16 protein-coding genes and 1 tRNA gene are annotated in these 23,383 nt (G+C 41.6%); 9 read left to right on the top strand and 8 right to left on the bottom strand.

Annotation, left to right across the window (positions count from 1 at the left end; translation table 11 throughout):
* The first annotated feature begins 279 nt into the window (after positions 1-279).
* The 3 genes from infC to dnaN all read left to right on the top strand — a co-directional run bounded on the left by infC (position 280) and on the right by dnaN (position 4,964).
* Positions 280-768 (top strand): translation initiation factor IF-3, encoded by a 489-nt coding sequence (gene infC / locus BV375_RS18660; protein ID WP_086763033.1) that lies wholly within the window; start codon positions 280-282, stop codon positions 766-768.
* Positions 769-2,115: 1,347 nt separating this feature from the next.
* A complete protein-coding gene (locus BV375_RS18655) occupies positions 2,116-3,705 on the top strand; it encodes a B12-binding domain-containing radical SAM protein (protein WP_086763031.1) in 1,590 nt (529 codons plus the stop codon).
* Positions 3,706-3,806: 101 nt separating this feature from the next.
* Entirely contained in the window at positions 3,807-4,964 is a 1,158-nt protein-coding gene (gene dnaN / locus BV375_RS18650) for a DNA polymerase III subunit beta (RefSeq protein ID WP_086763029.1), read from the top strand.
* Between the two features lie 6 nt (positions 4,965-4,970).
* On the opposite strand, the gene BV375_RS18645 is transcribed toward dnaN, so the two are convergent.
* The 8 genes from BV375_RS18645 to BV375_RS18610 all read right to left on the bottom strand — a co-directional run bounded on the left by BV375_RS18645 (position 4,971) and on the right by BV375_RS18610 (position 17,419).
* Entirely contained in the window at positions 4,971-8,282 is a 3,312-nt protein-coding gene (locus tag BV375_RS18645) for a GAF domain-containing protein (protein WP_086763027.1), read from the bottom strand.
* Between the two features lie 554 nt (positions 8,283-8,836).
* Positions 8,837-10,009: a TRC40/GET3/ArsA family transport-energizing ATPase gene (locus BV375_RS18640; RefSeq protein ID WP_086763025.1), complete on the bottom strand. Its 1,173-nt coding sequence runs from the start codon at positions 10,007-10,009 to the stop codon at positions 8,837-8,839.
* A 217-nt stretch (positions 10,010-10,226) separates the two neighbouring features.
* Positions 10,227-10,925 carry a Uma2 family endonuclease gene (locus tag BV375_RS18635; RefSeq protein ID WP_086763023.1) on the bottom strand — a complete coding sequence of 233 codons (699 nt, stop codon included), beginning with the start codon at positions 10,923-10,925 and terminating at the stop codon, positions 10,227-10,229.
* 79 nt (positions 10,926-11,004) lie between these two features.
* Entirely contained in the window at positions 11,005-11,394 is a 390-nt protein-coding gene (locus BV375_RS18630; RefSeq protein WP_086763078.1) for a DUF2358 domain-containing protein, read from the bottom strand.
* A gap of 46 nt (positions 11,395-11,440) precedes the next feature.
* Complete coding sequence (locus tag BV375_RS18625; RefSeq protein WP_086763021.1) at positions 11,441-12,010, bottom strand: hypothetical protein; 570 nt, start codon at positions 12,008-12,010, stop codon at positions 11,441-11,443.
* A 221-nt stretch (positions 12,011-12,231) separates the two neighbouring features.
* Positions 12,232-13,170, bottom strand: coding sequence for a phosphodiester glycosidase family protein (locus BV375_RS18620; protein ID WP_086763019.1), 939 nt, complete (start codon positions 13,168-13,170; stop codon positions 12,232-12,234).
* A 97-nt stretch (positions 13,171-13,267) separates the two neighbouring features.
* A complete protein-coding gene (locus BV375_RS18615; protein ID WP_086763017.1) occupies positions 13,268-14,518 on the bottom strand; it encodes a DUF4912 domain-containing protein in 1,251 nt (416 codons plus the stop codon).
* A 582-nt stretch (positions 14,519-15,100) separates the two neighbouring features.
* On the bottom strand, positions 15,101-17,419 hold the full coding sequence (locus BV375_RS18610) for an IMS domain-containing protein (RefSeq protein ID WP_086763015.1): 2,319 nt from the start codon (positions 17,417-17,419) through the stop codon (positions 15,101-15,103).
* A 1,213-nt stretch (positions 17,420-18,632) separates the two neighbouring features.
* Here BV375_RS18610 and pdhA point away from each other — a divergent pair.
* The 6 genes from pdhA (at position 18,633) to fba (ending at position 23,186) form a co-directional block, all read left to right on the top strand.
* Positions 18,633-19,670 (top strand): pyruvate dehydrogenase (acetyl-transferring) E1 component subunit alpha, encoded by a 1,038-nt coding sequence (gene pdhA / locus BV375_RS18605; protein WP_086763013.1) that lies wholly within the window; start codon positions 18,633-18,635, stop codon positions 19,668-19,670.
* Positions 19,671-19,757: 87 nt separating this feature from the next.
* Positions 19,758-20,627, top strand: a complete 870-nt coding sequence (locus BV375_RS18600; protein WP_086763011.1) for an aldose epimerase — start codon at positions 19,758-19,760, stop codon at positions 20,625-20,627.
* Between the two features lie 62 nt (positions 20,628-20,689).
* A tRNA-Lys gene (locus tag BV375_RS18595) sits at positions 20,690-20,761 on the top strand.
* 135 nt (positions 20,762-20,896) lie between these two features.
* The gene (locus BV375_RS36960) at positions 20,897-21,061 is read left to right on the top strand and encodes a hypothetical protein (protein ID WP_166507474.1); all 165 of its coding nucleotides are present in this window, start codon (positions 20,897-20,899) and stop codon (positions 21,059-21,061) included.
* Between the two features lie 52 nt (positions 21,062-21,113).
* Positions 21,114-21,800, top strand: coding sequence for a Uma2 family endonuclease (locus BV375_RS18590; RefSeq protein WP_086763009.1), 687 nt, complete (start codon positions 21,114-21,116; stop codon positions 21,798-21,800).
* A 306-nt stretch (positions 21,801-22,106) separates the two neighbouring features.
* Positions 22,107-23,186: a class II fructose-bisphosphate aldolase gene (gene fba, locus BV375_RS18585; protein ID WP_086763007.1), complete on the top strand. Its 1,080-nt coding sequence runs from the start codon at positions 22,107-22,109 to the stop codon at positions 23,184-23,186.
* The last annotated feature ends 197 nt before the right edge of the window (positions 23,187-23,383 follow it).

Raw genomic sequence — 23,383 nt, 5'->3', positions numbered from 1 at the left:
TTGCTTGTAAACCTTATCAGCAGGGAGTCTTAGCTATTCTTGTTGCAAATTCGCTGCTGAAAATGTTGGGGATGGTTAATAGAGTTTTGAGTTCTTAAATTACGTTGTGCCAAAGGATAGCTTTATCTTAACTGCGAAAAATTCTACACTAATGATATATGCGTTTGTCTAACCAAATTAAGAGAGTATTGTTTTAACACATCATAATTCATAGTTAGGTTGTGTTACATTGGCATTACTTGCACTCGCGAAGTATTGAAAAATTGAGAGGAAACCGTTATCGTAGTCCAAAAGCAACTAATTAACTCGCAAATCAAGTCACCTCAAGTCTTCTTGATTGATCATGAAAATAACAATCGTGGTCTGACTGATACCTATGAGGCTCTACAACTAGCGGAGAGCTTAGAGCTTGACCTAGTTCTAGTCTCAGAAGGCAAAGAAGCCCCAGTTGCAAAGATCCTCAACTATGGCAAGCTTCAGTATCAAAAGAAAAAGCGTCAGGGACAGAGTGCTAGACCCACAGTGAAAGAAGTCCGGCTCCGTCCAAACGTCGGTGTGGCTGATTACAACTTACGCATCGAGCAAGCGCTTGGGTGGTTGAGTAAAGGCGATTCAGTGAAGTTTGCCATCCGGTTACGAGGTCGAGAACATCAATATCGTGAAAAAGCTGGAGAACTACTAGACCGCATTGTCAGCGATCTCAGTCAAGTAGGCAAAGTTCAATCACTCGATAAACGCTCACTGATTGCACAAGTTATTCCTGCCTAAATTAATTTTTCTAGGATCATATCTTGATAACCCAAGCTCTAATAAGAACTACCCAAAGTCATCTACTGGCTACTAGGATGCTAGTTATTGCTGCAACTGAATGCCAAAGCGCACAAGGTATTTTGGGAGAACTGATGTCAGAGTATGGGTTTTACAAATTATGGATATGTGATGGGCTTTGAATACCTTGCCATACATCATACGTGTCAACTTAACGTGAAACCCTTGTTAAAACGTGATTTTGTATTCACTCACCTACCATTACGATCCTCGTCACCCCACCCCAGTTTTGTCTAAAGCCAAAACTTCCCCTCCCCGCAGGCGGAGAGAAGTTGCGTGCGGGGGTTCCCCCCCGTTGAGCAAACTTCGGGGGAGGGGATTAAGGGGTGGGGTAAAACGTATGTGGGATAAGCGTTTGAGCTTAAGTTGACACCAATGGCCATACATTCACGCCAACCCCAAAGTAGCCTAAGTACAGCAGGGGTTATTGTACTTATATTAAGCTACTTTTGACTGCTAAGACCCCACGATTCAGCAATCAAAATCACTTAGAAATCCTCATCCTTTTGTGGGTGAGGATTTTGTCATTGGTTAGCAACAAAGATATTTTTAGATCGCCTACAAACAGACGGGGTATTAAACCAGATAAAAAACCACTGACAACTGACACGTGCAGCGCAGTAAAAAAAGCAGGCAAAAGCAGATAACTGAGCAGTGTGCTACTCAATCCTGATTGTTGAATTAGTGTTCTGTTTGATTGGAACGGGTAGCTTTTAGTCCATTAATGGGGCAAAAATAATGCTTGTCTAAGTGAGTATCAATTACTCAATCAACACTCTGTAAAAGTCTTGCTATAAAGTTTCCAACTTTATAGCAAGCTTTGTTAGATTATGGTTTTTGGTACAAAAAACCATCAATGATTTGATATTGGTTTTTGAGCAAGATGTTGAATGAAGATAAAGCAATATTAGATAGTAATCTTATATGATACCGTTTCACTTTAAAGTTGATACAAATAAGCAGCAGGTGAGGAGATGAAAAATTATTTGTATCTTTATTTTAGTTACATGGGATGAGTTGTAAGAATTTACGAAAAGCAAAAAATTAACTGTGCAATCCTTACAACCTTAATTTCTTCTCATGAATGAGTACGGATTTTTTCAACAATCCAACTGGATTCTTATAGTTAAGTAGCTAAACATAATTAATTACACTATAAAATGCTGGATTTGAAGTAAAAAAATTGATTTTTCCATTGCCAAATCTAACTGTTGCCAGACGCTTTATGCATCCGCTTGTGCAAAAATCACCGAAGCTGCGCTAAGGATCTTAAAGAGAAGGATAGTTATGAAAACACTGTTGCTCTACCCCCAGTTTCCTCAGTCTTTTTGGTCTTACGATCGCGCGATGGAAATGGCAGGACTCAAAGCAGCGATTCCACCTCTGGGAATTATTACTGTTGCAGCACTCTTACCTGAAGATTGGGAAGTAAGATTTTATGACCGCAATGTCAGCCTTGAGACAGAGGCAGATTGGGAGTGGTGTGACTTAGTTATTATCTCTGCCATGCTGGTGCAGAAACCAGATTTCCACGCCTTAATTCAAAAAGCCGTGCGGTTAGGCAAAAAATTAGCGGTGGGCGGACCCTATCCTACATCAGTTCCTCAAGATGCCCAAGCTTCGGGAGCAGATTATCTGATACTCGATGAGGGAGAGATGACAGTTCCGCTGTTCCTAGAAGCGATCGCTCAAGGGCAAACCCAAGGAATTTTCCGTTCTGCTGAGAAGCCGGATGTCACTCAAAGCCCCATGCCCCGTTTTGACTTGCTGAAACGGGATGCCTACTTCATGATGGCGATTCAGTTTTCTCGCGGTTGTCCCTTCAATTGCGAATTTTGTGACATCATCTCCCTTTACGGACGTAAACCGCGCACTAAAGAACCTTCTCAGACCTTAGCAGAATTGCAATTCCTCTATGATTTAGGCTGGCGGGGGTCACTCTTCATTGTCGATGACAACTTTATTGGCAATCAGCGTAATGTCAAACGCTTTTTAAGAGAATTGATTCCTTGGATGCAGCAGCATAACTATCCTTTCACCTTCATGACCGAAGCCTCTGTGAATTTAGCAGAAGATGATGAATTGCTAGAGCTGATGGTAGAAGCAGGATTCTATGCTGTCTTTCTCGGCATTGAAACTCCCGATCAAGACAGCCTCGTCGTGACGCGCAAAATGCAAAATACGCGCAACCCGTTAGTAGAAGCCTGTCGCAAGATCAACGAAGCGGGACTGCTAATCTATGCAGGGTTTATTCTCGGTTTTGATGGAGAACGCTCTGGTGCAGGTGAACGGATTCAGGCGTTTGTTGAACAAACTAGTATTCCTCAACCGATGTTGGGCATCCTCCAAGCATTGCCCAACACTGCCCTGTGGAACCGACTTCAGGAAGAACAGCGTTTAATAGAGGGCGTCGGCGTCACGGCGACGGGAGACCAGAATACCTTGATGAATTTCGTTCCTACCCGCCCCATTGCTGAAATTGCTAGAGAGTATGTGGAAGGCTTCTGGAAGTTGTACGAACCCGCGAACTATCTTAGGAGATGTTTTCAGCAGTGTCTTAATATTGTTCCTCCAGCAAGAGGAAAACAAACTATGCAAGTTCCTTTAAGTAGGCAGTTGCGGCTTGTTGCTCAATTAATCTGGCATCAGGGCTTACGACGACCTGAAATTAGAGAGCAATTTTGGGGACAACTATGGACAGTGCTACTGAAAAAGCCCCAAGTATTGAATATGTACTTGTCGCTCTGCGCTGTGGGAGAGCATTTTTGGGAGTACCGAGTTTTAGCTAGGGAACGGATTACTCAACAGCTAGGCTACGACCCACTAGAAGTTTCTGTGCTATCTAAGCTTGAACCAACGCTTGTCAAGAACATTTGACTGCCAATTTTAGCCATGTTTGAGAATCGTTCAGCTTGGCAATAATAACTTAAAAATATTTCTAGAGTGGTACTATAGACACTCACAAGGTGAATCTAACTATGAAATTAGTTTGCGCCCAAAGCGATCTCAGTACGAACCTCTCTCTTGTCAGCCGTGCTGTACCATCACGACCGACACATCCAGTACTTGCCAATGTGCTGCTACAAGCAGATGCACAAACTAACCAAGTAAGCTTAACCGCCTTCGATCTCAGCTTGGGTATCCGCACTAGCTTTAACGCTGAGGTATGGCAAGGAGGAGCGATCGCACTTCCTGCTAAATTACTTTTAGACATCACCTCTCGTCTACCAGAGGGAGAAATCACCCTAGACGATGAATCAGCAACTGAGACATCTACAGGAGAGGGTTTAATTGTTACCCTGACACCCAAGAGCGGACATTATCAAGTGCGTGCAATGGGGGCGGAAGAGTTTCCCGAACTACCCGTGATTGAAAATTCTGAAGTAATTCATTTAACGGCTGCTGCCTTAATTGAGGGATTAAGAGGATCATTGTTTGCTACCAGTGGAGATGAAACTAAGCAGGTACTCACTGGTGTTCATTTAACAGTTAAACAAGATACCCTAGAATTTGCTGCTACTGATGGGCATCGTTTAGCAGTAGTAGAAACTACTAATGAGCGTCCCATTGAAGATAGTAGCCAGCTAGAAGTGACAGTACCAGCTAGAGCACTGCGCGAACTACAGCGAATGTTAGCTCATAGTTCTTCTGATGAAGAGCCTGTAGCCTTATATTTAGATCAAGGTCAAGTTGTGTTTGCCTGGAAAAATCAACGCTTGACTAGTCGCACTTTAGAAGGGCAATATCCAGCTTATCGGCAACTCATCCCGCGTCAATTTGAGCGCCAAGTTACTATCGATCGCAAACAATTCTTAAGCACTTTGGAGCGAATTGCGGTACTAGCCGATCAAAAGAATAATATTGTGAAGCTCAGCATTGATAGCGGTAACCAAGAAATTACTTTATCTTGTGAAGCTCAAGATGTAGGTAGCGGTAGAGAATCAATGCCAGCGCAGATATCTGGGGAAGATATAGATATTGCTTTTAATATTAAGTATCTTATGGAAGGCTTGAAAGAATTACCAGCTTCGGAAATTCAAATGCATCTCAATCAAAGCCTAACTCCAGTGATTTTTACACCACTGGGTGGGTTGAAGATGACTTATTTAGCTATGCCCGTGCAACTGAGAAATTAAAGAAGATTAATTATAAGTATTTTGATGAATGGGAATTTCAATCCAAAATTCTGTACCTAAACCTGGCTGGGAATCACATTTAAATATACCACCGTGTTTATCAACCACAATTTTGTAAGTAATTGATAATCCTAAGCCAGTACCCTTACCCACTGGCTTAGTGGTAAAAAATGGGTCATATATTCTTGTCCTCAAAGCTTCTGGGATGCCAGGACCATTATCTATAATACGAATCACTGCACTCTTGACATTGGCTTTCATCTCTCCAATAGAAGTGTAGATAGTAATTTGACTGTGATGAGGTTCAGATGAAGATTCTTTATAATCTTCTAGAGCATCGATCGCATTGCTCAAGACATTCATAAACACTTGATTTAACTGTCCGGCGTAGCACTCTACTAAGGGAAGCTCGTCGTAATTCTTTACTATATTAATCATTGGGCTTTCTGGCTTTGCTTTCAAGCGATGTTGCAAAATCAGTAGGCTATTATCAATACCTTCGTGTATATCTACCGCTTTCATTTCTGCCTCATCGAGACGAGAGAAATTTCTTAAACCTAAGACAATTTGACGGATGCGATCAATCCCTACTTTCATCGAAGTTAGAGTTTTGGGTAAATCTTCGATGATAAATTCTAAGTCAATTTCTTCTGCTCGCTTCCAAATCTCAGAGCTAGTATTTGGCACTTCCTGCTGATAAAGTTCCAGCATACTGAGTAAATCATCAGCATAGTCACTGACATGAGCCAGGTTACCGTAAATAAAGTTTACAGGGTTATTAATTTCATGGGCAATACCCGCCACCAGCTGACCTAATGAGGACATTTTTTCAGTTTGGATGAGTTGGGTTTGGGTCTCTTGTAGATCGTGTATAGCTTGAGTTAGCTGTTCTGTCTGCTGCTGAGTTTGTAAGAGTAAGTTAACTTGCTGGAGTGCTACCCCAAGCTGATTGGCAATCTGAGCTAAAAACTGAATTTCTGAGGCTTCCCAGTGGCGGGGTGTAGAGTTTTGATAAGCTGCTAGTAATCCCCAGAGCTTTTGCCCAATAAAAATTGGCGCGATCGCATATGCTTTGATCTGGCATTTCTCGAGAAGCTCAATATGACAATCAGAGTAACCAGCCTGATAGATATCATCTACTGCACAGGTTTCATTGTTGCCATATCGCCCACCTTGAGTTTCCTGCAAGTAACTATCCTGCCATATCGTCTTGGTCTGGGGACTTACCAGCTTGATCCAGCCCTCATCAACAAATTCAGCAATAAACTCACCACTCCAATCTGGGTGAAACTGGTAAACAGCCACGCGATCAGCTTGCAGTGCTTTACAGATTTCTTGAGTAGTTGTCTGAAAAATTGCATCTAAGTCAAGTGATTCACGAATTTTGGCTACAACTTCAAACAATACCCGTTGTTGCTCGGCTGCTTGTTGTAAATCTAACGCTTGCTGCTGTGTTTGCCTCAGTAATTCAGCTTGCTGAAGTGCTACCCCAAGTTGAGCCGCAATCTGACTGATAAAGTTAACTTCCGAGTCTTGCCATTGGCGGGTGGCAGAATGTTGATAACTACATAGCAAACCCCAAAGTTTTTGACCGACAAAGATTGGAGCAAGTACAAAAGCATAAATGTGATACTCCTCTAAATTGTCGATATGACACTGAGTAAAGCCCATCTTGTAAATGTCATCTACCGCAAATGTTTCGTTGTAGCGGTAGCGTCCTCCCTGAGTGTCTTGTAAGTAAGTATCATTCCAGACCGTATTTACTCCCAGCTTAGACTCATTTGACCAGTGCGGACTAGCAACCTCAAAATCACCGACAAATTCACCACCCCACTCAGAATCAAAGCGATAAATTGAAACGCGGTCGGCTTTGATTAATTGACAAACTTCTTTAGTAGTAATTTGAAAAATAGTTTTAGTATCAAGTGACTCGCGAATTTTAGCAATAACTCCAAACACAGCCTGTTGTTGTTCGGCTGTTCGTTGCATATCCAGCGTGCGCTTTTTGATTTGTTTTTCTAAATTGCTATTAAAGGCTTGTACCTGTTGGTAAAGTTCATACTGTTGAATTGCGGATGCAAAATGTTTACCAATTTCTCTGGCCATTTCTATCTCTTCGTCTGTCCATTTTTGAACTTGTGCTGTTTTAGTTTCGCGCCATAGCTCAAATGATTGACGAGGATAGAGTTGCCTTTGATCGGGAGCGAATCGACCTGCCCACAAAGTTTCCGTGTCGATTTCATTACGGAAAATACTTAAATAGCCCACCAACTCCTGGCGGTATTCAAGTGGAATCATCAAAATGCTGCGAATCTTAGTTGGTTGAAATGCAACTTGCACAGTTCGCATATTAGGAGTTTGATAGATGTCTGAAATTGCCCAAACATCATATTCACCAGATTGATAATGTTCTTGCCAAACATTAGATTGCTCTATTAGTGGATAGATAGTTTTTTCTGCTACCGCAGGTTGCTGCCCGCAAATATAAAGCCTGACATAATCACTTCCAGGAATTAAACATTCTGCTAAGGTTTTAAATTTACTATTTTGGAAATTAAAAGCATTATGTCTGATACAAAGTCTACCGCCCGAACCACCGAAAGCAGCTACAGTTGCTTCTAAAGCTGGCTGTAGTACAATTGTGGGCAACGCATGGAGTAGAGTAGCAACGCGATTAATGGTAGCTTCCCGTTCAGCTTTTTTATGGGCTTGAGTGAGCAGATTACTTTGAGCGATCGCTACTGATAATTGATCTACTACCATCTGCACTGCTTCTATTTCATCCTCTAAAATCGAATGAGTTTCAGAGTGATGAGACACCAAAAGACCCCAGAGTTCTTTTTGGTATAAAATTGGTGCTACCAAAGAAGATTTAACTCCCATTGCCGTTAGATATTTTACATGGCAGGGATCAACAGTACGATAATGGATTTCCTCTAATATGAGTTCTCCTGTTTCCCAGTCACGTAGAAGACTTTGACCAATCTGCTGTGTTTCAACATCGACTAATGAACGTACTTGTGACTTGATAAATAATTCTCGCGCAGAGAGTGGAATGTCATCAGCAGGAAAATTTAGCCCCAAAAGTGATGGCAATCTATCGTTATAAATCGATTCAGCAATGACCTGACCGCTACCATCAGCATGAAACTTGTAAATCATGACTCGGTCAGTTTTAAGTAGCGATCGCACTTCTGTTGTTGTCGTTGTAATAATCTCTTCTAGATCCAACGTTTGACGGATACTATTTGTAATGCGGCGTAATATGCCTTCTTGTTCAAGGTTTAACCGCAAGTCTGTTTTTGCGATCGGGGTCATTGCTTGTAGTTATATAAATTTTTATCAGAAAGAAATAAAAAAATTCTATATCTAAAAATATTATGAAATTGAATTTTTATGACTGTCTTCAGTAAAACTACGGTATAGTAACTATTGAGAAACTTTATTTATTTTTTAAACAAAAATCATTATTTCTAACAGAATAATTATTCAATATATTAGTAATATTACTAAATCTACTCCTTGAGAAGTATTGACATTACTATGTAAGTCTATTAACAGTTTATCAAAGTAGTAAGTCTTAATATTTTAAGTAAAAAGTAAAAAGAAAATTTTTTAAGTAAGAGTGTTAGATCTTCTAGTATATTATGTTGCAAATTTTCTAATTGGTTGCGAGTTGAGTTGTAAAAGAGAGCCTAAACATTTTCAGTTTTAAATTAAAAAGATTTCTCACAAATATGTTTCCCTAATCTCCAATAGTAATAGCGATTATAATCGGGGATCAAAACAAAAAAGTACAGACGCAATGGGGTCTGTACAAACAGCAAAGCTTAATGCTGCTGGGTTTGGCAGCAAAATTAAACTGTTACATATTAAGCAAAACGGATTTTAAGATAGTCTTCATCCATTTTTGCACCTGCGGGTTGCAGTGCTGCTAGAGCTTGTGGCAATACCAAATTGCGACGGTGATTGCCAATAGTAATATTTAACTCATCACCAGTTTTACTCAATTGAACTTGATTTTTGGGAATACCAGGTAAATACAGTTCTAAGCTGTATTGGTTATTATCTTGTACAACCTTAATAGTTGTTTCTTTGTAATAAACTTGTGTGGGGTCTTCATCTTTATAGAGGGTTTCCTTCAGCCTTTCTAAGGCTGCTAAACCACACATTTCTTCAGAAAAAAGTGGAACTTCTTTTACAGGTAGAGGATGAAAGTCATCATGAATTTCCTGACGATATTGCTGTTGATTTTGTTTCCAACGTTGGAAAAATGGATCTTGGACTTCGGCAGGAATGATGCGGTTAGCTACCACTAAATCTGTGGCAACATTATATAAACTCAAATAGGCATGAGCACGCAGAGATTCTTTAATCACCATCTTTTCTGGATTAGTGACCAGGCGAACTGAAGTTTGAGTATTGTCTGTCAATACTTTTTCCAAAGCTTCTATTTGTTCGTAAAACTCGTAAGGCGCATCCATCACCTCTTTGTCTGGCAGCGAAAAACCAGCGATTGGTCGAAAAAGCGGTTCAACTAGAGGCCGAAGTGCCACGGAAATATTTTGAAATGGTTTGTAAAAACGGCGCATATACCAGCCACCAACTTCGGGTAAACTCAGCAGTCGCAATGCTGTACCTGTAGGCGCTGAATCGATAATCAATACCTCAAACTCGCCTTCATCATAATGGCGTTTCATTCTTACCAAGCCAAAAATTTCATCCATACCTGGTAAGATGGCTAATTCTTCCGCCTGTACTCCTTCTAAACCCCTAGCTTGAAGAACTTGGGTAATGTAGCGCTTTACAGCACCCCAGTTTCCTTCTAGTTCTTGTAGTGCATCTAGTTCCGCACCCCATAAATTTGGGCGAATCTCCCGAGGTGCGTGTCCTAGTTCCAGGTCAAAACTGTCTGCTAAAGAGTGAGCGGGGTCTGTACTCAACACCAGTGTGCGATAGCCTAGTTCTGCACAACGGAGTCCAGTAGCAGCGGCTACAGAAGTTTTGCCAACACCGCCCTTGCCTGTCATTAAAATTACACGCATGGATGATTCTGTCCTGCCTGAGAATTGTTTACATTTATTTACGCTATCTCTATTATCAACTGTCTAAAGAGAATAAATGCAGTTGCAGCACATCTGAGGGCGAAGCGTACCCAATATATAGATGTGAGAGATAATCAAGCCCTGTTGCTATACTGGCTGCGATTGGCGCAGGCGATCGCTCATTTGTAGATTCAGTTGCTAAATGGAAAAATTAGCACTACTCTGACACATCAATTTCAACTCCTAAGCCCTTCAATCTCGCCTTCAATTCTTCCACTTGCTGTTCTGCTATTGCGGCTCTTTCTTCTGGAGTCAATACTAATTGTTTATCTAAACTAAAAAACCTTAATTTTGACTCATAAATTCCCAAGAATAACTCTAACTGCTGACTCCACAGCCACCCCTCTGTATTTGCTTCCAAAGGTTGATACTTACCACCCATTAAACGAAAACCTTTAAACTCTAAAGTATCGGGATGAAACCAAAAATATTCTGGTGTCCGAAAAGTATCCTGATAAAGTTCAAATTTAGCACCCTTGTCAACTTTGGCAGTACTATCAGAAAGTAATTCAATAATTACATTGGGATATTTACCCTGTTCTGCCCATAATACCCAACTTTTCCGGGGTCGATTTTCACATCCCAGAACCACAAAAAAATCCGGGCCTCTAAAGTCTTTTGTAGTAATTTGCTCTGGGCTAAAATAAATCGTCAAATTTCCAGTTGCATAAAAATCAGTACGGTTACGCCACCACCATTTCAAACAAGCCAGCAACAGTTCAATTTGCTCTCGGTGCAGATCACTTTCCACAGGCGGCTCATCACTCCACAAATCACTAGGTGGAATGATAATATTTTCGGCTTCCGTCTGTATAGTTAATTCATCTTGTGCTTCGGAATTTTTAGCAGCCGTCATAAACGTTGGTGGCGATGTTTGTTAACTCTAGTTTAATAGCTATTAACTACAGCCGATTCTGCTGTTGACAGTAGTTTAACTAACGATTTTTTGAAGAAAATGAATGTTGTTTAAGCACATCCAAGCGCGAACATTTCCAATAATCAATGTGGGAAATAATTAAACCTTCAGAGTTAAGACGTAATTCACTCCAGCCAGGAATAGAAATCCGCGGTTTCCAAGGTAGGGGGCTGTTCCAGCTGAGTGTCCACTCGGTTTTAATTGTATCTCCTAAAGATTGAATATCATGTAAATCCATTTGCGGATTTAAAAAGAAAGTCTTGATGAAATTAATCATCAACTTGTAGAGTTCAACACCACGAAATTTGAAAACAGCGTCTTGAAAATAAACGTCCGGGGCGTAAATGCTATAAGTTTGATTAACTGGAAATCTTTGATAGTCTTCTTTGAGGATGTGAATTATGTCCATAGCATCCGAAATATTTGCCATCATTCAATAAAAGATTATTAATTGTTTACGCTTCTATCTCATTCCACAAGCGTTCTAATTGATGTCGCCACAAAGCTAATACTTGTTCACGTGCCTCAGGAGTTTGCTCAATTTCTCCCAACAATCCTTCTGTATAAAAGCGCTCCAGATTTTGCATTGTGAACTGAAGAGATTGTCCTTGCCGTTTTGCTGCTTGGATAATTTGCCGAATCCGGTTTTCAATCAATCGATTGAAAACATCATTTAAACCAGCATTATGTAAAGATATGAGGCGAGCGATCGCATTAGACAAATCCGCACTCACCAAAGTGCCACTGTTATGCTGAAACACTCCCCAAATCACGCCTTGATACAAAGCGTAGCGTACTTCCTGAGTCTCATCAAAGTTTGCTTCTAGGAACTGTTCTAAAAATGGTTGTGCTGCTTCTATTGGCACAATGGGCAGTAAAACCCGCAACCAAGTATGATCTTCGGCAAGCAGCACTAACAATCGAAAACTCGATGTTTCTACTTGCCACGATCCAGGTGCGATCGCACCAACAGATCCTGTACCAAATAATTCTGTTAGCGTACCAGCGATTTCTTCAGGTGTCATAGGTTATTTTTAGCTATAACCTCTAGGGTAGCGCTTTCAGGTATCAAGACTCCTGTAGTGCTTGCTGAAATACTTCAAACGGTAAATCTAAAAATTGGGGGGTGCCTATCGCGCTCCACGTATTTACGCTGCCAAACTTAACTTATACTCTGCCATAGGTGGTATTGCTTCTAACTTGCCTGTTCCCTCGGAGGTAACAGCCTTGGCAAACAATTATATTTTTAACCTGGATTAGTTGATTTTTTATATATCAAAAATACCGAACCAATTGGTCCAGCATTTTCTACATATATTTTATTGTTGTAATATAATCCTGGCGACATCCCACCATCAAACAAAATTCCTTCTTGAATATTGCCCAAACAATTATTACGAGCGATGCCTTCTAGAACATCATCAAATTTATCTGGCAGTAGTTCTTGATTAATTTGAGAAAATTCAATATTTGAATTAGCTTTAGCATCATTGACTAACAAAATCACATAACCTTGATCAGTGATAGCTGCTAGAGAACGATTAGTTGCTTCTTTACAGGCAAATTCCCCCAGATCTGCACAAATATCTTTAAATTTACCACCACGATAAAATCGACCATTACCTCCTACTAGGTTGTAATTCAAAATTTCATCTTTTCTTCTACCAGCTTGGATAGTAGCTTTTCTACTTTTGAATTTACCTCCTGAGATTCCAAAGGAAGAACGCTGATTTTTAAAAGCTCCTGAATACTCAAACCCGCGAGAAATATTCAAACCTTGTGGTTTGTTATCAGTGCCTATATAGTCGGCATTAATTGCTGCTATTGGTGTTTGTCCGTTTAATTTAGAATTCTCATCAGTGATAATTTCTCGAAATTGCTTTGGTACATATTCCTTACTTAATTTACCTTGCTTATCTTTAGCATAAAGTTTATGAGCAAGTCCCACATTTACTTTAAAATCTAATTGTTCTGATTGAGGATTAAAAATAACCACATGATTAATGCCTCTGTCATATCTTTTTCCTTGATTGTTGGCTTTAAAAAACTCAATGCTAAAATTAGCATTTTTGCCAATACAAGTAGCTTTTGATGGCTCTTGGGCTGCATTGGATTCAATATTTTTACAGCCTGATAATAAATTGAGCACGATTATGAAGATAGATAATAAGAATAATTTAGACATTTGGAGATAGATTTTAAAGATGCAAAAACCCGCTACAGAATTACTATAGCGGGTAAAAAATTTATTATTCAATCTGGAGTTAATTGAGAATGCCTAATTAAGACAGCCACTCTAAAACGGCTTCGTCTTTAGTATTAGTATTTCGGGATGGTGTCTCACGATTAAATTTCATGTGAATCGAGCGGGTTTGCTCACCATCAGCAGCTACAGCCAAGATTGGATAGTCAATTAAACCATCTTGGAAGGACATCTGGAAGCGGAATGTACCATCTGGATTCAGCTTGATCGGACGACCACCAATAGTTACAGTAGCATCTGGTTCGGTTGCACCGTAGACAATCAACTCAGCATCAGCAATTAACCAGAACTTGCGTGGACGTACTGGTACAGCAGAAGCCGAGAAGCCAACTCCTGACATACCTACACCAGACATGGTTAAACCAGATGTGGTGGGAACTGCCCACATACCGACGCCTGATGGGAAAATGTAGGAGCTGATAGCTTGTTCTGGGCTGGCAGAACCAGGTACTTGCTGCATAGAGCCGAATAGAGAACCTGCAACTCTTTGTGCTTCAGCAGATTCAGCCATACCAAAGATTTGGTCATAAATGGGGTTGCCGTTGCTGTTGGCGTAGGCTGTGGATGCTATCTTCTTCGCAGGAGGAACCAATTCGTAGACAGTCTTACCACGCAAATCTTCTTCAAAGTTGACCGTGACAAAGACATCTTCAATCCAGTCAGAAGGATACACAGGAGGAATGTGGACTCGCGCAGAACGAGCGAGAATTAACCAACGTCCATCAACAGAACGATAGCCAATATCGATTACATAGTCGCGATCGCTCACTGGAACTGGTAGATACCATTCTCTAGCCAGTTCATCAGCAGGATATTCTTGCAAGCTGTGAGGGCTTTGGTAATCAATATTGATGTCGGTAACATCATAAATCCGCAGCGCTAGCTGTTGCCCTCCTTGGCGACGCAGTTCTTCTTTATGTTCGTTTGGAACATCCCAATAGGTATAAGCCCACTGAGGATCTCGCGGTAAGAGTACAATACGGCTTTCACCGTAACCAGCAGGTAGATCTCCTAGCTCCTCATCAACATCAGTGAGAGAAGCACCATTACGATCTACTTGACCTAACTCGAATTTTGCTGCTTCCACGGTTTCCTGTGCCTCCAGTGAACGAGATGGACTAAGCGAGAATTTGCTGCGCTGAACGTCTTGAATCGATGCCAGTAATTGTGATTTACGCATTCGGCTATAGCGAGAAATGCCATATTCACTCGCAACCTTGCGTAGTTGCCGCAATGTCATCTCCTCTAGCGGCGGGCGTTCTTTTGCCATTAATTTGGCCTCCAGTAGTTTGAAAGGTAAATGATTTCCCCTGGTTACAGAATGGTATTTAACATCTCATCCACTCCAGATGAATTTCTTATTCCTGACTCCTGGTCTTGCCCAGAGTTTAACTTTCTTAAACTGTTATTAAATTGAGAGTCACTCCCTTTCAATTCCTTGTCATGCCAAAATCAGCATTTTTTTGGGATCAGAGGAGTCTTTGTTTAATAAATATTAAGCCGTAACTCTTTGTTGGGATCAAGGGGTATCAAGACGCTTTTTCGGCTTGTGTACGAATCTATCAGCAGTTTGGGGATCATATTGTTATAATCCCATGACATTAACCTTTGCAATACAATTACAGTAGCAGACAATGTCAAGATTCTCTGACAATACGCTGGGAATGATTCTAAAGACTGCAATCTACAGAGGACGAACGGCAATAAAATTTATGGGTGATACTGTGAAGTACCACCCAATGAAAGAGTTATGAGGTTTGAAGTGGAGTGAAAAGAGTAGGACACTCAGATAAAATTCTGTATTTCCTAAATATAGTGGCTAGCAGAAAACTTCCCTAGGTATAGAATATAACTAAAAGTTCATGCTGATCTTATTGACCACTGACATATTCTGGATATGCCACACACCATCTTGCAGAATCAAAATATACCGAACTCGCAAACTTTCGTCAGAAGACTTCTTAATTTGACCATTTTGATAGAACTGTGTTACTTCCTTCACCGTAGCTTCCACGGATGTACGATTTGAGTCTAAATCGGTTTTCTCTACAGATTCTACCTTCAGGTGATGCTCGTACTTCCGATAACGGTTTTCGGTCTTATCTTGCTGGGCAATTAACCGCCATTGAGATAAAGATGAACCAGTTAAAATTTGTTGCAAACTATCAACATCATGATTCGGTCCTAAAGCAGCAGCTTTGGTAGATAACCAACTGCGAATGATTTCCTCTGCTGTCGCAGTAGTTAAAGCTCCATCTGGTGACTGTGGTTTGCTGTTTAGCTCAGGAATCGGTATTGGTGGTTGATTAATTTCTACTGACAACTGTTCGCCTGGTAAAAGTGGTGGCGGGGAAAAAAGATTTCTGACGAATCCAAAGGTTGTGGAGACTATCAACCAAAACACTACTATGACAACTAAAGAAACAAACACAGTCCACACTAGACGCGTTTTCCCTTCTAAAGAGTTGGCAAAAGTGCGCCGTCTTTGAGGCGAACGATGGCGATTATCTAATGCACGTTCTCGGCTAGCAGATTGACTAGGCTTTCGTCGCCGCCGCTGTTGTGTTTGCGCAGGCGCAGCAACCCTGGCTGAACCATTCATGCTGTGGTGAGGTTCTCTAGCTATGCGTTCAGCAGCGGGAAACTGTGTTATTGGTGTTTCTGGTGGCTTACCTCCAGTAGATGCTTTGTTCCATCTAGATGGAGAGAAGTTTGAATTTTCTGGTTTTTCTCTGAGTGGATCTGGTAAGTCTGGGTCAGGTGTTCTGTTGTGATGGAATTGTCGAGAAACACCAGTGGAATTATTGCGTTGGTAGGTATTGTTTGTTTGTGGAGGAGATAAAGGCTGGCGGTTAATTACCGACCATTCATTAGTAGGTTCTGCATCCGTTGGTAAAACTTCTAAATAGGTTTGTACCTGAGGTTCAGCAAAGTAACTTTTTAGTGAAGCTTGCTGCTTTGTCAAATCTCGAAAGTGGGGAAATACTTCATGTTGTAGCCACTGTTCGCCGTAGAGACAAAGCCCTGGTAATAGATCTGGAGAATCTTGCGATTTTTCTCGAATAAAAGCTAGGGCTTCATATTCTTGACTAAGTTCTAAAACACGGGTAGCTTCTTCGGTTTGCCCTAATAAAAGCGCACATAGCGATTGTTCCAAATGTACATCTTGGCGCTTACCCAAACGCATGAGCATTTGCTTGGCCTGACGTATCAAAGCTGGTTGACGCTGAACAAACCCCCGTGCTATCAAGGCATAGACAGCCAAGTAAGTAGCCACAGCGGAAGGACGCTTGCTTTCTGCTTCAAATAACTTGTGCTGTTCTGCGACTGTTAAGTGGTAGCGCAACTGCTGGATAAATCGCAAAAAGTCATCTATGTTGAGACCAGATTCATCATTGCCAGTGCCATCAATTCCACCACGAGCCTCTAGGATATTCTGCAATAATTCCAAGCCTTGACGACGTTCCGCAGTTTTGGCTTCTGGTAAGGCTAGTAATTCCAGAATCCGATATGGTCGCAATTTATAAAGATCCGCCTGAATTTCAGCCTGCACAATCGGAAATAGCCCTTCGCGAGATAATACTTCTAGACCAGTTTCTAGGGAATTGGCAGCATTTTCGTAATGACCTTGTTGCCATTGCTCCCGACCCAGTTCTAGGCAAGCTAGAGCGATGGTCAGAACAATATCTGGGCGGTCTTCTAGGACTTCTTCGCTTTCTAGATTATTGCCTGTTGTAGCATTTGCTGCATTGTTTTTATGGACCAAGTAGGGGCGACCTAATTTTAGTACGATTTCATACTCACCCAAATCTTGCAGAATCAGTAAAGCACCAACTAGTTCCTCTTGGGAAATTTCAATGCTCAGACTCTGTGTGTCCATCGCGCCATTGTTGTTTACTGGGCGATTTTCAACTGCTACTGTCGCAGAGGCAGTACCATCAGGGTCATAGGCATGGGCAAGATACAGCTGATCGTAACTGCTACGTTCTTTCGGATCTGATAAAACCACGTAAGCTTCTTCTATAAGTTGTTTGCGCGAAGAAATTGCTGCTTGAGAATACTCACGTCGCGGCAATTGTACAATGCGATCGCTGTATGCCTGCCGCAATTGCTCCTGACTTGCCGCTAACGGTAGTCCTAAAATTCGGTAGTAATCTAGCGGAATTCGCACAGCCTACTTCCCCTGCACCGTGATCAACATAATTCACCTAGAGCATTCCAGGCATGTAAAACCGTGCCATAATAATACCGTGTTGACTTTACACCACAAGTGTATATTGCAACAACTTGTTTTGTATCTTCCCGAAATTTGAGTCATATTCTAGTACCTATATTTTGCCTTCGCCTAGAAAGGGTCAGCTTTTTGTTTTAATTCTTAGTATTTTGATTTTTTCTAACCACTATCAGCCTTTGAGACCATAAAATAAAATTTCTGGTTTTATAGGCGATATCAGTTTTGTACTTCTAGAAATATGTGACTCTTCCGTAGATTTAGACAACGGCAAACTTCGGAAGGCAGGTTAACTTGCTATAAGCTACTCAGCAATGGGTGTATTTTACTCATTGCCAAAGCCTGTCGGCTAGTAGAAAGCCAGCTTCAGTAATTAAAGCTGTGCTAACTACTCTGACTCTTTCTGGTTTACACCATTAAGACGAATTTGACGAATTTTATGTGTTTGATTTATTCACAAGAGTTTGAGTATTGCTGTCTTAGCGTTGGGAGTACATTTTAGGTGTACCACCCTAGACGCATCTAACAACGTTTACTACTCCGATATATCAACACATGCGTGTTGATTTTACCAGATACGAGACAGTCACTAAAACAGAGCTACTGCATAGTGTACATTTCCTCACCGTGACAAGTATCTTATTTCATGCCCACGAGGTTTAATGATTAATTCTTTTAGGAATTTCTAAATTAATACCCTATTAATGCCCTTGCATCCGGCGGGATAATCACCGCTTGGTAGATTTCCTGTTGATAACTAGAGAAAAAAATCATATCATTCTTAGTCTTAAATTACAATTGTCTATCTCAGCATTTAACTCGATAAGAAAGTTTCGTCTTGATTTTTGCCAAATTGTTAATGGATATGCAGAAAGCAAGCTATCCTGATTGGTAGCCTATGAAAGGGTGTGGAGTGTGCTAACAGGGCAGGTTTAGCCTTGTGAGTATTATCCTCACAAAAGGTGGGCGAAAAAATTGGTAATCAAAAAATAAAAGTTAAAAATTCACCCATTCCCCAATGTTCATTTTGGTACATCAGTTTTGAGCGTTGACTCCAGCAAACACTAGCTTGTTAAATAGCTAATGCTCTATGAGAGCAAGTTCTTGAAAATGGTAAATTTCAGTTTGATGCGATAGGGATACTAAACAAATAATGGTTCAAGAACGTACATTACCCACCTTTAATACCGCTAACGTCCAGATCACCAAAGAAGAAGGCTTGCGGTTGTATGAGGACATGATCCTCGGGCGCTTTTTTGAAGACAAATGCGCGGAAATGTACTACCGGGGCAAAATGTTTGGTTTTGTCCATTTGTACAACGGTCAAGAAGCCGTTTCTACTGGCGTTATTCAAGGAGCAATGCGACCAGGAGAAGATTTTGTTTCCAGTACCTACCGCGATCACGTCCATGCTTTGAGTGCTGGAGTGCCAGCTAGAGAAGTCATGGCGGAGTTATTTGGTAAAGCTACAGGTTGCAGTAAAGGCCGCGGTGGTTCCATGCATATGTTTTCCGCGGAACATCGCTTATTAGGTGGCTATGCTTTTGTGGCTGAGGGTATTCCTGTAGCAGCTGGTGCAGCTTTTCAAAGCAAATACCGCCGCGAGGTATTGGGAGACAAAAATGCTGACCAAGTTACCGCTTGCTTTTTTGGCGATGGTGCTGCTAACAACGGCCAGTTTTTTGAGACTTTGAACATGGCAGCCTTATGGAAACTGCCAATTCTTTTTGTGGTAGAAAATAACAAGTGGGCAATTGGGATGGCTCACGATCGCGCGACTTCCGACCCAGAAATCTACAAGAAGGCCAGTGTGTTTAACATGGTGGGCGTGGAAGTAGACGGAATGGATGTTTTGGCAGTGCGTGCAGTCGCCCAAGAAGCTGTAGCCCGCGCCCGTGCTGGTGAAGGACCAACAGTAATTGAAGCACTAACCTACCGTTTCCGCGGTCACTCCCTAGCAGATCCAGATGAACTGCGAAGCAAGGCTGAGAAAGAATTCTGGTTTGCTCGTGACCCAATTAAAAAGTTGGCAGCTTATTTAGTTGAGCATAATTTAGCAGATCACGAAGAACTCAAAGCCATCGATCGCAAGATTCAGGCAGTTATCGACGACGCGGTTAAATTCGCTGAAAGCAGCCCTGAACCAGACCCCAGCGAGTTATATCGCTTTGTGTTTGCAGAAGACGAATAAACAAGTGCTGAGTACCTAGCTATGAGTGCTGAGTAGGAATAAAAATACTCAGCACTCACAACTCCCTGCCTTCTGAGGACTAAATTTGTGTTTTCGATAGCAATACAACAACAAAAATACAAAACTTACATTCTTTCTGATGAAATCGCTGGTTCCCAACTGGAAGTTGTTCCAGAACGCGGCGGTATGATTACGCGTTGGCGCATCCAAGGTCAAGAACTTCTGTACCTGGACACAGAACGCTTTGCTCATCCTGATTTGAGTGTTAGAGGCGGGATTCCGATTTTATTTCCGATCTGTGGCAATTTGCCAGAAAATACTTATACTTACAACGGACAAACCTATACACTTAAACAACATGGCTTTGCCCGTGATTTACCTTGGCAAGTAACTGAACAAGTAACACACGAAAAGGCTAGGCTCACTTTAGTTCTCAACAGTAACGAGCAAACACGAGCAGTTTATCCTTTTGAGTTTCAATTGGCTTTCACCTACGAACTGCAAGACAATACCTTAGAAATTCGCCAGAATTATCAGAATTTGTCATCAACACCATTGCCTTTTTCTATGGGGTTCCATCCCTACTTTGTCATTTCTGATAAAAATCACTTAGAGTTTGTCATCCCTTCTAACGAATATCAAGACCAGAGAACCAAGGAAATTTCTCCATTTCATGGTAATTTTGATTTTGGTCTCGATGAAATTGACGTTGCCTTTAAGCAGCTAACCAGTCAATCTGCCTCTGTAGTAGACAACAACAGAAAGTTAAGACTGACCCTAGATTACGGCAAGGAATATCCCATCTTGGTGTTTTGGACAATCAAGGGCAAAGACTTCTATTGTCTAGAGCCTTGGAGTGCGCCCCGTAACGCGCTAAATACTGGCGAACATCTGACTGTGTTAGACCCAGGTACTAGTTACCAAGCATCTGTAAAGTTAACAGCCAATTTTTTCTAAACCCCTTTACAAAACTACAGATGTTAATGCTATAATTGCAAAGTTGCGAAAAACAACTTAACGGGTCGCTAACTCAACGGTAGAGTACTCGGCTTTTAACCGATTAGTTCCGGGTTCGAATCCCGGGCGACCCATATAGAAAATAAAACATGCTCGCTGTTGCTGGAGAAATTAAAGTTAAAGCGAGTTCTTTTAATAACCAAAATTTGCAGATGCATAGACGCAAAGCGGTGTTAGCGTAGCGGTAGCGACGAAGGAGCGTCAGCAGTGTGTTGGGGAGACACTGCGTTGCGTGGGTTCCTCGCGTTGAAGCAACTGCTGTTAGCGCAGCGTTAGCAAGGAACAAGCGTCACCCGAAGGGCTTGTCGATCGACATCGCTTTTAGGGATGGTTATTTAGAGATCAGACAGGCGATCGCACAATACCTACAATAAACTTCCTTCAGTTCGGTAGGATAGGCATAGGCTAAATCCAAATACCATCATCATGGTAAAAACACCTCCACAACATCGGACAATTCCCCTGTTGGAAAATGGCGACAACCTCACCCGCTATGAATTTGAGCGTCGTTACAACGCCATGCCCAATCTTAAAAAAGCCGAATTAATCGAGGGAATTGTCTATATTATGGCTGCGGCTCTACGTTTTAGAAGTCACGGTCAACCTCATGGGTGGATTCTCACATGGCTCGGTACTTATGAAGCCGCTACACTAGGTGTTGCATTGGGAGTAGAGCCAACTGTACGCCTAGACCTGGATAACGTACCTCAACCAGATGCCATTCTTCTCATTGACAAGGAAGCAGGTGGTCAAACACAGCTAAGTGATGATGATTATATAGAAGGCGCGCCAGAGTTAGTTGTCGAAATTGCCGCCAGCAGTGTTGCCATTGACCTTCATGGCAAAAAACAGGCTTATCGCCGCAATGGAGTCAAAGAATATATCGTTTGGCAAGTTCTCGACCAGAAATTAACTTGGTTCTATTTGGAAGAGGGTGAGTATCTAGAGTTAGCCAGTGATAGTAATGGAATTGTGCGAAGTCGGGTTTTTCCAGGGTTGTGGTTAGCGGTAGTAGAATTATTAGCGGGGAATATGCAATTAGTGTTAAATGTTTTACAAACAGGCTTGCAATCTCCTGAACACGCAGTATTTGTCCAAAAATTAGCGTCTTAATTGACTTTAGGAGCTAAAAGTGCGTAGGCTTAGTCCGTCGTAGACATCGCCTTTGATAAATCATCTAGGATACAGGACTACCAAAGCTCCAAACTGTGCGGTAACAGACTGTACAGTAAGCTATTGTGAATGTAAGGCACATTTATGAGCGGTAGCGTAAAGTTTTTCAACATAAACACACATCACTAGTTATAATTTCCTATATGTTGAAAAAACTCTTAAGATTAGCGTAACAATTACATTAATGGTAAATAATTACGCTGCTCTCACACCGACTAGCTGACAACCACATTAGGAGGACTATCTATGGCGCTTGTACCATTAAGGCTGTTGTTGGATCACGCGGCTGAAAACGGTTACGGCATCCCAGCTTTCAACGTTAACAATTTGGAACAAATTCAGGCGATCCTGAAGGCTGCTGCTGAGACAGATAGCCCCGTAATTTTGCAAGCTTCTCGTGGCGCTCGTAACTATGCAGGAGAGAACTTCCTGCGCCATTTGATTTTGGCAGCGGTAGAAACCTATCCTCACATTCCCATTGTCATGCACCAAGATCATGGTAATGCTCCTTCTACCTGCTACTCAGCAATTAAGAACAACTTCACCAGCGTCATGATGGATGGTTCGCTGGAAGCTGATGCTAAGACCCCCGCAAGCTTCGAGTACAACGTCAGTGTTACCCGTGAAGTAGTGAACGTAGCCCATTCCTTGGGTGTCAGCGTTGAAGGTGAACTCGGTTGTTTGGGTTCTCTAGAAACTGGTGCAGGTGAAGCTGAAGATGGTCATGGTTTTGAGGGTACACTCGACCACTCTCAATTGTTGACCGACCCCGACCAAGCCGTTGACTTCGTAGAACAAACTCAAGTAGATGCTTTGGCTGTTGCTATTGGCACAAGCCACGGTGCTTACAAGTTTACCCGCAAGCCAACTGGCGAAATTTTGGCAATCAGCCGGATTGAAGAAATTCACCGCCGTTTGCCTAACACCCACTTGGTAATGCACGGTTCCTCCTCCGTACCGGAAGATTTAATTGCTTTGATTAACCAATATGGTGGTGCAATTCCTGAAACCTACGGTGTACCTGTAGAAGAAATTCAAAAAGGTATCAAGAGCGGTGTACGTAAGGTAAACATTGACACCGACAACCGTCTAGCAATTACTGCTGCGGTACGTGAAGCTTTAGCAAAAAATCCCAAGGAATTTGACCCCCGTCACTTCCTGAAGCCTTCTATTGTCTATATGCAGAAGGTTTGTGCAGAACGCTATCAGCAATTTGGTACTGCTGGTAACGCTAGCAAAATTAAGCAAGTTTCTTTGGAAGATTTTGCTGCTAAGTACGCCAAAGGCGAACTCAAAGTTGTAACCAAGGCAGCAGCCAAAGTCTAATTTGGTTAAACAATAGTTAGGAGCACAGTACTGCTATGCTCCAATCAAGCTGGAAATTGTGATTTTAAGAGATATTAACCGGGTAGTAGTTTTGTGACCCGGTTTTTTCATTTGTCATAAAAAAATGTAGCGATCGCCATTTCTAATACCAATTCACGAAAAGCCTGATACAAATAAAGCGTCAAGAATAAAATCCC

The sequence above is a fragment of the Nostoc sp. 106C genome (genome assembly GCF_002154725.1).
Lineage (GTDB): Bacteria > Cyanobacteriota > Cyanobacteriia > Cyanobacteriales > Nostocaceae > Aulosira.
The sequence above is the reverse complement of the archived record's forward strand: the minus strand, read 5'-3'. Positions and strand labels throughout refer to the sequence as shown.